10 protein-coding genes are annotated in these 12,621 nt (G+C 42.5%); 6 read left to right on the plus strand and 4 right to left on the minus strand.

Annotation, left to right across the window (positions count from 1 at the left end; translation table 11 throughout):
- Positions 1-55: 55 nt before the first annotated feature.
- The gene (locus AC59JT_RS08730; RefSeq protein ID WP_497397837.1) at positions 56-235 is read right to left on the minus strand and encodes a hypothetical protein; all 180 of its coding nucleotides are present in this window, start codon (positions 233-235) and stop codon (positions 56-58) included.
- 126 nt (positions 236-361) lie between these two features.
- On the opposite strand from AC59JT_RS08730, the gene AC59JT_RS08735 reads away from it, so the two are divergent.
- The 5 genes from AC59JT_RS08735 to AC59JT_RS08755 all read left to right on the plus strand — a co-directional run bounded on the left by AC59JT_RS08735 (position 362) and on the right by AC59JT_RS08755 (position 8,013).
- On the plus strand, positions 362-1,657 hold the full coding sequence (locus AC59JT_RS08735; RefSeq protein ID WP_497397839.1) for a DEAD/DEAH box helicase: 1,296 nt from the start codon (positions 362-364) through the stop codon (positions 1,655-1,657).
- Between the two features lie 206 nt (positions 1,658-1,863).
- Entirely contained in the window at positions 1,864-3,033 is a 1,170-nt protein-coding gene (locus tag AC59JT_RS08740; protein WP_497397840.1) for a DUF4856 domain-containing protein, read from the plus strand.
- Between the two features lie 67 nt (positions 3,034-3,100).
- Positions 3,101-4,240, plus strand: coding sequence for an imelysin family protein (locus AC59JT_RS08745; RefSeq protein ID WP_497397842.1), 1,140 nt, complete (start codon positions 3,101-3,103; stop codon positions 4,238-4,240).
- Positions 4,227-5,612: an HTTM domain-containing protein gene (locus AC59JT_RS08750; protein WP_497397844.1), complete on the plus strand. Its 1,386-nt coding sequence runs from the start codon at positions 4,227-4,229 to the stop codon at positions 5,610-5,612. The genes AC59JT_RS08745 and AC59JT_RS08750 overlap by 14 nt, the downstream gene beginning before the upstream one ends.
- Positions 5,593-8,013 carry a TonB-dependent receptor domain-containing protein gene (locus AC59JT_RS08755; protein WP_497397846.1) on the plus strand — a complete coding sequence of 807 codons (2,421 nt, stop codon included), beginning with the start codon at positions 5,593-5,595 and terminating at the stop codon, positions 8,011-8,013. The genes AC59JT_RS08750 and AC59JT_RS08755 overlap by 20 nt, the downstream gene beginning before the upstream one ends.
- A gap of 136 nt (positions 8,014-8,149) precedes the next feature.
- On the opposite strand, the gene AC59JT_RS08760 is transcribed toward AC59JT_RS08755, so the two are convergent.
- Positions 8,150-9,010 (minus strand): OmpA/MotB family protein, encoded by an 861-nt coding sequence (locus tag AC59JT_RS08760; protein WP_497397848.1) that lies wholly within the window; start codon positions 9,008-9,010, stop codon positions 8,150-8,152.
- 149 nt (positions 9,011-9,159) lie between these two features.
- Here AC59JT_RS08760 and AC59JT_RS08765 point away from each other — a divergent pair, with 149 nt between their 5' ends.
- Positions 9,160-9,606, plus strand: a complete 447-nt coding sequence (locus tag AC59JT_RS08765; protein ID WP_497397850.1) for a rhodanese-like domain-containing protein — start codon at positions 9,160-9,162, stop codon at positions 9,604-9,606.
- Here AC59JT_RS08765 and AC59JT_RS08770 read toward each other — a convergent pair whose 3' ends face one another.
- Together AC59JT_RS08770 and AC59JT_RS08775 are read right to left on the minus strand one after the other, a co-directional pair.
- Positions 9,607-10,233, minus strand: a complete 627-nt coding sequence (locus tag AC59JT_RS08770; RefSeq protein ID WP_497397851.1) for a hypothetical protein — start codon at positions 10,231-10,233, stop codon at positions 9,607-9,609.
- A gap of 98 nt (positions 10,234-10,331) precedes the next feature.
- Positions 10,332-12,614 carry a GH92 family glycosyl hydrolase gene (locus AC59JT_RS08775; protein WP_497397853.1) on the minus strand — a complete coding sequence of 761 codons (2,283 nt, stop codon included), beginning with the start codon at positions 12,612-12,614 and terminating at the stop codon, positions 10,332-10,334.
- Positions 12,615-12,621: the final 7 nt, after the last annotated feature.

Raw genomic sequence — 12,621 nt, forward strand, 5'->3', positions numbered from 1 at the left:
GCCGCAAATATATTCCAATAAAAATGCCCCGGCAAATAGCGGGGCATTTTTGACATTAGTCTTTCTTTTTGGGTGCCTGATGGGCGCTATCCTTACTGGATGTTTGGAAGGATTTCTGTCCGCCGGCGTTACTTATGCCTTTTGCTTTTTGTGCTTCACGTTGATCTGTAAAAGCCCTGTCGGCAGTACTACTACCCTGGGCATTATCGTGGTTTTTAAAATCCTGTGTTTTCATGGTTATTATATATTTGATTTGCTATACATCATACAATAACTGTACCCAAAGGGCAAATAAGCAAGCTAAAATTCCTATTCCCGAATTATAACGGTAATTTTGCACCTCAATAATTGATACTACAGTATGGCAGGGTTCGAAAAAATAAAGCTTAATAAACAACTGGTACGATCGGTAACCGAACTGGGTTTTACCACCCCCACCACGGTTCAACAAAAAACCCTGAACCGTATTATTGGCGGCCAGGACCTGGTTGTTGTGGCACCCGAAGGAGCCGGCAAAACAACTACCCTGGTGCTTGGTACCCTTAACCGCTTTAATTACGCGCCCGAGGGTGTGCCACAGGTATTGATACTCGTGCCCGAGAAAGACGACGTACTGATAATGATGGAAACCTTCAACCGTATCAATAAAAACACCTCCATTAGTATAGTAGGCCTATACGTAACCCCGGGACTGGAAGCTCAAATGGATGCTTTGGCTGATGGTGCCGACATCGTAGTGGCCACACCCGATCGTGCGCGTGCTATATACCTTAAGTTGGGCCTCAACCTTAATAAAATTGAATTATTTATAGTTGATGATGCCGATCGCATGATCAAAAAAGGATTCCAGTTACCATTGGTTGAACTGGCCAACAGCTTAACCAAAGTACAACGACTGGTATTTACCGATGTGCTGCATGATAAACTGGAAGGCCTGATCATGCCGTTTTTAAAAGATCCGGCTATAGTGGAGGTAGAAGAACTTGATGAAACTTCTATAGAAACTTACGACCAGCTATTATATAAAGTACCCAATTTTTTAACCAAGGTTAACCTGCTTAACCTATTTATGCAGGATGAGGAATTGTTTACCAAGACCATTGTTTTCATCAACGGCCAGGTTACCGCCGAACGTATTTATCAAAGCCTTAATCGCCGCGTAAACGAAGCGGTTGCGTATTTAAACCCTAAGTTTTATGATGTAAATGGCTTTAACAGCGTAGCTGATTTTATGACTACAACAGAAGCCCGCATATTACTAGTGGTGAATGAAAATACAGAAAGCATTGATGTAAGCGGTGTACCTTTCCTGATTCATTTTGATGTGCCTGAGGATACCGACACATTTATAACCCACGTTACCCATAACGCTAGCGAAACAGATACCGATACCCTGGCACTAACCTTTGCTACCGACATGGAACTAAGCCAGGTAAAAAAGATAGAACAAGCTATCGGCAAAAAAATGCAATTAGCCGACCTGCCTGAGGACCTGGTAATTGTAAATGAAAGCCAGAAACTCCGCATTAAACCTACTAAAGAAGTAGACCAGGGCCCCGCCGGAGCATTCCACGAAAAAAAAGCTTCGAACAATAAAAATTACAATATCAGCGCCAGCAAAAAGGCCAAGATGAATAAAGAGAAAAAGCACCGATAGGTGTACAACTGACACAATTCAATGTTATTTTTATTTAAACTTAGTATAAATAAATAATCTTAAATTAATAAGTCATTCATTTTCAAGATATTATCTCCTATAGGATCGTTCGTTAAACTTTATTTTAGATTAATTCTAAATAAATTTTGATTTAGAATTATTGCGCATATCTTTGCTGTCGATAATCAATCTAAATAAAAACAACAATGACCTACTTTAAAAATTCAGGAAAATTCGCGGCGATCGCGTTATTGGCTGTCTCCTCACTGGCGGCATGTAAAAAAGATAAAACCGAAGAACCTGCTAAACCAAGTATCCGTACTTCAGTTAACGCGGCTACATTAACTAACACTACTCCTTACGCCAGCACTTTCGTTGTAAACGGCACTACCACTACAACAGTTGATTTTACAAGCGGTAACCAACGTTACAGAATGTTCCAGGCAATCAACGCCTATGCGGGTACCGCTTCTTCAGCCGTTATCAGCGCAGATGTAATGAAAGCCATGTTTAGCAATACAGGTTCTCCGTTTACAGGTACTTATGCTGATTTGAATGGTACTTCTGTTCAATTAAAAAATACAGTAGCTTCTTCCCTATCAGCTGCTGATGCTGCTACCGTTCGTACTAAGGTTGAGAACGACCTTACTGCAATGGCTACTTTAAGTAGTTCATTTGGTGCTACCGCTTCTGCTGGTGTTGCCGGTAAATTAGGTACACGTATGGTTGACGGTCGTGGTATTGAAGTTGCCCAGATCATTCAAAAATCATTGATCGGCGCATTACAGTATGATTATATCGGTAACGTATTATTAAACACCGGTTTAGATGCTGATAACTACACTTTAGTTTCAGGTAAAAACTACACGCAATTAGAGCACAACTGGGATGAAGCTTATGCCTTATTAACCCCTAGCGCTATTTACCTTGCGGGTTCAACCGATGCGGTTAGAGGTACTACCGAGTTTGCTTTAGGCTCATATGTTTGGGAATACAACAAAACCGACTATCCTAATATTTACTTAGCATTTTTAAAAGGCCGTGCGGCTATTGTTAATAATGACAAAGTGGAGCTGAAAAAACAAGCTTTATTTATCAGAACCGCTATGGAAACTGCAATTGCTAAAGCTGCCGTGGGTTACCTTGAAAAATGGGGTACCAGAGCTACTGATGCTGATCGTGCACACGATATTGGCGAAGGCGGTGGTTTTGTTTACTCTTTACGTTTCTTAAAAGTAAAAGGTGGCGACGCTGCTTTCTCTGATGGCATATTGAATAACTTGTTAAGCTCAAATGCCAATGGTGGCTTATGGGATGTAACTCAGCCTAAAATCAACACTGCGGCAGCAGCTATCAAAGCTAAATTTAGTTTATAGTAAATTTTAATAAAAACATAAAATGGGTTGTCATATTTTTTGGCAACCCATTTCATCATTTTAGGATATGACGTTTTTAAAAAGTAAAAAAGTAGCGGCGATACTATTAGGCGCTATTGTAGCAGGCATATTTGCCTGTTCAAAAAAAGGATCATCACCTGATCCTACTCCCGAAACAGACGCTAAGGCAACCAACAGAAAGCTGATGCTAACCAATATTGCCGATAATATTGTTATCCCATCATACACTAAGTTTAAAGTTAAACTTGACGCGATGGTTACCAAGTCAAATGCCTTTACCACTACCCCGGGCACCACCACCCTTACTGATTTTAGAGCGGCATGGGTTGAGGCTTATATTGAGTGGCAAAAAGTGGAATTGTTTGATTTCGGTCCGGGGCAAACAGAAGCTATCCGCTCCTTATTTAATATATATCCCACCAGCGAAACACAGATAGCTACCTATATTAACACGGGTGCTTCTGCCAATTTAGACGTTGCAGCTGCTTATCCGGCGCAAGGTTTCCCGGCATTTGATTACCTATTAAACGGTGTTGCAGCCAACGATGCCGCCATTGTGGCTTACTATACCGCCCCGACAGACGGTGTTAAGCGTATCGACTACGTAAAACGCTTAACCCAACGTATGAACACCACTTTTACTAAAGTTTATACTGACTGGACTACCACCTATCGCGATCAGTTTGTTAACAAAACGGGTATTGACGCGGGTTCGTCAACATCGGTGATGGCCAATAGCTATATCTTAAACTTTGAGCGCTACATCCGTTCGGGCAAATTTGGTATCCCGTCAGGTGCTATGATGAATGGCGTTGTTGCGGCTAACAAAGTTGAGGCTTTTTACAAAAAAGACATTTCGGCAAGCTTAGCCAAAGCCGCTACACAAGCTACTATCGACTTTTTTAACGGTAAAGGTATTACCTCCGGTACCGAGGGCCCATCTTTTAAAACTTATTTAACGAGTTTAGGCAATACCACCTTACCGGCTACAATCAATACTCAGTTTGGTGTTATTAGTGCTAAACTAGCTACCCTGCCCGAGAATTTCTACGCGCAGATCAATACCAACAACCAAACGATGATAGATACTTATAACGAGTATCAAAAAGTAGTTAAAATGTTAAAGGTTGACATGACATCGGCCATAAGTATCACAATCTCCTACACTGATAATGACGGTGACTAAAGCTAAAGGCGCGGGTAGTTGGGTTAGTTTATACTTATCCAAATCAACCCATGCTGCCCCTTTATCCGTATTCCGTATAGCCACAGGGGTAATGCTTTTATTAAGCATTACCCGTTTTTGGTTAAACGGATGGATAGATACGCTTTATGTACAGCCCCGTTATTTCTTCCCGTTTTACGGATTTGAATTTGTAAAGCCATTGGGTAGCTATACCTACGGACTTTTTTTTATTTGCGGGGCCGCTGCTTTATTTGTTGCCTTGGGATTGTTTTACAGGATAGCTAGTATCACACTGTTTACAAGCTTTACTTACATTGAGCTCATTGATAAAAGCACTTACCTAAATCATTACTATTTCATGAGCCTGGTGCTGTTCATGCTAATGTTTTTACCCGCCAACAGGTATTTTTCAATTGATGCCTGGCGCTATAAAGGCAAGCTGACCGCCTACATACCGCAATGGTGTATTGATATTATCAAGGTAATGGTGTGTATTTTGTATTTCTACGCCGGTATTGCCAAGCTTAACAGCGATTGGCTATTTCATGCTCTCCCACTTAAAATATGGCTACCGGCACGTAACGATATGCCTGTTATTGGCGGCCTGTTTAACTACACCTGGATACATTTTGCCTTTAGCTGGTTTGGTTGTTTGTACGACCTTAGCATTGGGTTTTTACTATGGAATAAATGCACCCGCCTGTTAGCTTATATCACGGTAGTGGTATTCCATGGGCTTACCGCAATATTGTTTCCTATCGGGATGTTTCCTTATGTGATGATCGTTACCGCGCTGATATTTTTTTCGCCGGCCTTTCATTTAAAGATCATCTCTTGGCTTAACAAGATATTTAAGGCGCCTGCCGGGTTTATCGATACCGACAAGCAGTTAATTTACAAAGCCGCTACCCATAAATTACTGATTGGAGGATTTGCTACGTTTCTCTTTATTCAGCTACTTTTTCCTTTCCGTTACCTGCTATATCCGGGCGAACTGTTCTGGACCGAAGAGGGTTACCGTTTTTCATGGCGGGTAATGCTAATGGAGAAAGCCGGCTACGCGCAATTTATAGTGCGCGACGAAGCGGGCAAAAACACCATCATTAACAACAATGACTTCCTGACGCCACTACAGGAAAAAATGATGTCGACACAACCGGATATGATGCTGCAATACGCACATATCTTAAAAGATCATTATATAAAACAAGGGTTTAAATCGCCGCAGGTGTACGTTGATTCATACGTAGCACTTAACGGCCGCATGGGTACCGCATTGGTCGATCCAAAGGTTGACCTGGCCAAACAGCAGGAATCATTTAAACCCAAAACATGGATATTACCATTTACAGATGAAATTAAAGGCTTTTAATACCCTGGTGCTGTGTTTATGCAGCACCATCACCTTCGCTCAATATCGCCTTTCAGGCAAAGTTATATCCTCTAAAGAAAACGCGCCGCTTGAAGGCTGCGTGGTTTATTTAAATGATAACAAAAGCACTGCCGTGAGTAACAGCAAAGGCGAATTTACTTTTAATAACCTTAAACAAGGCGAATACGTTTTACTGGCTACCTACGCCAACCATAAGCAGTGGCAACAGCCGGTCAGCATCACCGCCAATAATAATATTGTACTGAAACTGGAGTACAGCATCAATGAGTTGAACGAGGTTGAGATAAAGGTTAAAAAGAACAACTTCGGCTTTTCGCACCTGGCGGGTGTAGAGAACATGGCCATTTACGAAGGCAAAAAATCGGAAGTCATCATCCCCGAGCAACTGGTAGCTAACCTGGCCACCAATAACGCGCGCCAGATCTATTCGCGCGTGGCGGGATTAAATATTTACGAAAGCGAAAGCTCTGGCCTGCAACTAAGCGTTGGCGGCCGGGGCCTCGACCCTAACCGTACGGCTAATTTTAACGTACGCCAAAATGGTTATGATATTAGTGCCGACGCTTTAGGTTACCCGGAAAGCTACTATACCCCGCCGGCAGAAGCTATTGGACAGATTCAAATTGTACGCGGTGCGGCATCACTGCAATACGGCACCCAGTTTGGTGGTTTGATAAATTTTGTAATGCGTAAACCAGTAGCTAATAAAGAGTTTGAATTAACGGCACGACAAACTGTTGGTTCCAATAATTTCATCGGCTCGTTTGTAAGCGCAAGCGGTACAGTTAAAAACCTGAGCTACTATATATTCGGTCAGTATAAAAAAGGTGGCGGCTGGCGCCCAAATACCCATTTTGATAGTCATACTTTATACGCCAACGTTAATTACAAGCTGAGTAATAAAACTAAAATTGGCTTTGACTATACTCACATGGACTACCTGGCCCAACAGCCGGGCGGTTTGACCGATGATATGTTCAAAGCCGATCCGCAACAAAGCAACCGTGACCGTAACTGGTTTAAAGTAAACTGGAACCTTTATGCCCTGCATTTTGATCATAAGTTTGATGAGAATAATGAATTTAATTTACGTGTGTTTGGCTTATCAGCATACCGTTATTCATTAGGCTTCAGGCCTAACCGTGTAGCCACACCCGATGACGGCAGTGAACCACGCGACCTGATCAAAGGCGATTTTACCAACTGGGGTACGGAGGCGCGTTTCCTAAAACGCTATACATTAGCCAACATGAGCAATACTTTATTAATTGGTGGCAGATATTACCATGGCCGCAATCATAGCGTACAGGGTGAAGGCAGCAAGTTTAAGGATGCCGATTTTAACTTCGTAAATTCTGACCAGTACACGCAGAACGATTACATTTATCCTAACCGTAACACGTCTTTATTTTTAGAGAACATTTTCAGGATAAGCAACAAATTCTCTATCACCCCGGGTTTACGCTACGAAAACATCAATACCAAAGCCAAAGGTTTTTATGCGCCGCTACCGCGGGACCTGGCAGGCAATGTCATCAGCTTTCAGCGCTTTAATGAAACTACCGACAAAAGCCGAAACTTTGTATTGGCCGGTGTAGGTTTAAGCTACAGGCCAAGTGCTACCGTAAATGTTTACAGCAATATATCGCAAAACTACCGCTCTATAACATTTACTGATAGCCGCACAGCCAATCCATCCTTAACCATTGACCCTAACCTTACCGATGAAAAAGGCTATTCGCTTGACTTAGGCATCCGTAGCGAGCAAACCGTATTTTACAGTTATGACGTAAGCGCGTTCTTTTTAAATTACGACAATCGCATAGGCGAAATACAATATGCCAACGCCGCCAACCAGGTGCTTCGCCGCCGCGGTAACATAGGCCAGGCCATAATTGGCGGTATTGAAAGTTATGCCGAAGCCGATATTTTGCGCCTGTTAAAACCGGATGCCGAGAACTGGAACGGTGTTTTGTTTTCGAACGTTGCCGTTATCCGCTCAAAATATAACCGCAGCGAGGAAGCCGCTGTTGTAGGTAATAAAGTAGAATTTGTGCCCGAGCTAAACGTAAAAGCAGGCCTGCGTTTGGGTTATAAAGATTTTAAAGCATCGATACAATACACCCACCTTTCACAACAATTTACAGATGCTACCAATGCAACAGATGGTGGTTTATCAGCTGTTATAGGTGAAATTCCGGCGTACACCATCATGGATGCCAGCGTATCATATCAATTTAAACGCTTTAAGCTGGAAGGCAGCGCCAACAACTTTTTAAATCAATACTATTATACCCGCAGGGCAACAGGCTATCCAGGCCCGGGTATTTTACCTGCTGATAACAGGACTTTTTACCTAACGTTGCAGGTGAAGATATAAGTTAGACACCTAAAACTTGCGCTCGTATAAATTAGACTTACGAAGTTTTAAAAACTTCGTAAGTCTTTCAGATGACAACAAAAAAGCCTCGCCGGCAATCCCGGCGAGGCTTTTTGTATATACAGATTTAAACTTATTACTGTTTCATTTCATCCTGTTTACCTATAAGGCCCATAAATTGGTCTAACTTAGGTGTAATGATGATTTGAGTACGACGGTTTTTCATTTTACCGTCCGGGGTTGAATTATCCGCCACCGGATTATACTCACCACGGCCACCGGCTGTTAACCTTTTCGGATCAACCTGGTAGTTGTTTTGCAAGGCCTGTACCACAGACGATGCGCGTAGCGTACTTAAATCCCAGTTGTTACGAATGTTAGTTTGTTTAATAGGCACGTTATCAGTATTACCTTCGATCAATACGTCGTAGTTTGAGTAGTCCTTGATAATTTTAGATATTTTACCCAATGTAGCAGCAGCTTTGTCTGATATTTCGTAGCTACCTGATTTATAAAGCATGTTATCAGCCAATGAAACATAAACAACGCCTTTCAGTACTTTTACGTCAACATCTTTTAACTCGTCGCTATTTAATGAGCGTGTCAGGTTATTGGTCAACACCATGTTAAGCGAGTCACTTTTACTTTTGGCAGCAATTAACTCTTTAATGTATTTGTTTGATGAGTTGATCTCGTCGGCAAGCTTAGCAATGTTAACACCACCTTGCGCGTTACCTGCTAAACATTTGTTTAAAGCATCCTGTAAAGCAGCACGATTAGCTTTTTCGGAAGCTATTTGTTCCTCTAAACTTTTACCACGGGTACGGCTTACTTCCAGTTCGCGTTGGGTAACATCGTAGCTTTGTTTTAATTCGCGTTGTTTAGTTTCTAACTGATTGTAGTTTGATTGCAGTTCGGCGTATTTTTTATTACTTACGCATCCCTGTGTTAACACCGCGGCGCCAAGCAGCAGTGTAAGCGTTATTTGAGTTTTCATTTTAGTAGGTTGTTTTATCAATTAATTATGATTGCTACAAACCAAACAAGATGCATGCCGCAAAAAATTTCGCGCCAGCAAACCAAAACACTAAAACCTTATTTTTTGAATAATTAATGGGATATTTGCCCTAATAAGCCAACAACAAAATGAAGAAAATTGCAGCAATTATATTATGCCTTTGCGCGCTAAATGTGTATAGTTTAAAGGTCAATGCGCAGGTAAGCCTGCCATCTGCAGGCTTAGATGTACCTTGGGCAGCTACTGAATTATTAGAGCCTGCCGCGCTGGCAAAAGCCACTACCAAGCCGCTAATTTTTAATATTGGTGTAGTTGAAGATATTAAAGGCGCCAAACATATAGGAGCCGGCAAAAATACCGAGAACATAGCCCAACTTAAAAAGGAAATAGAAGGCTTACCTAAAAACACGCCTATTGTTTTTTACTGCGGCTGCTGCCCTTTTGCCAAATGCCCTAACATACGACCCGCTTACCGCGAATTGAAAGCGGCAGGCTTTACAAATATTAAGTTACTAAACTTAAGCACCAACCTAAAAACTGATTGGATCGCTAAAGGTTATCCACTGGCAGAATAATTATTGCTGATTGATCTTGATGCCGGTATTGGCTTGTTCGCGTTCGCTTCTGTCTTCAATCTGGTAATCGGTATCGTACTTGCCAGTGGTTTTTACGCCGTTTTTTAAGGTTAAGCTATAGTTTAGTACTATGCGTTTATCCCAGGTATTTACCTGTACCCAGCCATCAACTATATCCACATCGGTGCTGCCTAGTTTAACGGTACCGGCAAATTTAAAGTTCTGTCGTTCTGAAGGGCTTTTATCGCTGTACCTGTATGTACCAACACTTAAATTCTGCTTGTTAGGGCTTGTAAGCGAGAACCAAACCAACAGGGTTGCTTTTGATAGCTTTTTATTGCCTGCATAAATATCGATCTCGTATTTTGACATATCCGGCTTCGATTCGTTGGCTACCAATATATAGGTTTTATCGTTCGATCCTTTTTTATAAACAATAGGTTCCGCGTTTACACCAGTGGGATATTGAAAATTAGCTTCCGCCGTAACAGTTTCAGTTGGTTTTGTAAGCTGAACGCCGAAACTTGTTGATTTGGTGCCATCGGCATTGGTGGTAGTTGTTGTTTTAATTTGCGCTTTAGCTACGAAGCCGATAAATAATGTACTGATCAGGATTAGGTTTTTCATAAGGATTACTATTGGTTACTTAAAGATAAGCATATCTGTTAAAATACAAAAGGTGCGATATAATAGTATACCGCACCTTTACAAATTTTGATCAAATACTAGTTAGGCATTGGCGCTGCCGATGGCGGCGGCGAACCCGCGCCCCAGCTTTTGTTGGCTATCGGGCCCATCACTAACTCCAGCACTCCCCCATTTGCGATATCGCTATGATTAAACCATGGTTTATTAATGGTAACACCATTCAATTTGGCCGACTGGATATACTTGTTGGCAATAGACGCATTAGGCGCCTTTATTTCAAATACCTTACCGTTGCTTAATTTCATCTTCACGTTTTTAAACATCGGGCTACCTATGTTGTAAGTTGGCGAACCCGGTGTAACCGGATAAAATCCTAATTCGCTAAATACCACGAAGGCTGTCATACCGCCGCCGTCTTCATCGCCCGGTACCCCCATAAGGTCATCACGATACCATTGCTCCAGTAGCGAGCGGATACGTTTCTGCGTTCTCCATGGCGCGCCTGCGTAATTGTACAAATAGGGTATATGAAAGCTTGGCTCGTTAGCCATAGAGAACATACCCACATTGCCGGTATGATCCGGCAGTATCGCGTAGAAATCCCAACGAGACATGCCCATTGGTGTATTATACATGCTCTCCAGCCCTTCAATAAATTTATCGTTACCGCCAACCAGTTGCACCAGGTCACCTATGTTATGCTGCACGTCCCAGCGGTAAATGTAGCCGTTGTTTTCGTCGTAGTAATCGCGTGCGCCCGGGCCACCCGATGTTCGATAATCCAACGGTTCAATAAAGTTACCGTCCTTATCTTTAGGATGAAAGAAACCGGTTTTAGGATTAAATACATTGCGATAATTGTATGAGGCACGCAGATATTTATCAGCTTCCTGGGTTTTACCTAAGGCACGTGCCATTAACGACAAACACCACTCATCGTATGATGTACCTAAGGTAACCGCTATAGGCTGGCGTTTTTCCCAACCACTTACGTTTTTAACTGTTTCTTTTTCGCCGGGTTTTAATGCAGGGAAATAGCCTTTCTCTTTATAAAAAGCATCCAATTCGCCCCCGGCTACACCCGGCGACCATGGAATTAACGATTTCTCTTCAATAGCTCCTTTTGAAGCTGTATAAGCACGTTCTAAACTAAAGCCGCGTAAACCTTTGTTATAAGCGTCTATCATACTGGCAATACCGTGATTTGAATTCATACCCCGCGAATCGCCGGTTACACCGGGGAAGGTTGGCAGCCAGTTTTTCTCGGTCTGCTCGCTCATGACGATGTATGAGTTCAGGATATTATTTTCTTTTTCCTGGTCTATCAGCACGCGTAGCGGATGGTGAGCGCGATAGGTATCCCACAACCAGTCATCTGTATAAAATGCCTTACCACCATCGCTATGCACCTTGCCGTCCGATCCGCTGAAATACTGGCCATCTTCACTAATGTTAACCGGACGCTCAAATGTTCTGTATAAAGAAGTATAGAAAACTGAGGTTTCTTTATCAGGGCCACCGGTAGCGTTTATTCTCCCTAAGGCTTCGTTCCAAATAGCGCGGGCAGTATTGGCAACCACGTTCACATCATACGTTTTAATCTCGCGTTCCAGGTTCTTTTTTGCCTGTTCTTCGCTGATGAAAGATACACCGTAACGAACGCCTAATTTTTTGGTTCCGACTGGATATTTTAATACCAATGCGGCACCTGGCGTGTTTTCCCATTTTAAGCCCGTGCGGGCGGTAGTTCCGGTTTTTTCGGGGGCGATATCCGTTTCTGCATATAAGTATACTTTACCTGTGCGACTTAGTTCTTTATAACCGCTGATGATTTTCCCGTTAGTCTTTAACTCGCCACGCTGGGTATTGATAACGATGTATGGAGCGCCGCTTTTATCAAATGTTAAACTGTAAACAGCACTTTGGTGCGATGGCGCATAATCAACCTGCACATTGGCATCATCCAGGTATGTTTGGTAACGGTAGGGCGTTACTTTTTCCTGATCATAACTTAGCGGCATATTAGGCGTTAAAGCGATCTCATCACCCTGGTACGGATAAAAATTAAAGCTTGATGTGCTGCGGTGCGCCGTAACTATCAAAGGCAAACCACCAATACGATTTGACGTATGATCTGACCGTACGGGGTAAATGCGCATCATACTATTTGGCAAATGCACCGTTGGGTACGTGGGTACCAGCATATGGCTGATATTGCCGATGTATGGATTCACATAATCCACCGGTTGTTTGCCCGTTGGCGTTACTTGTTTGGGTTTGTTTTGCTGCGCGATAGTTGGTGATACATTAAAAGTACATACCAGGCCGGCAAGCGCCAACAAATGCTTTGATCTGATCATGGTTGAT

It is taken from the genome of Mucilaginibacter sp. A3364 (assembly GCF_059690715.1).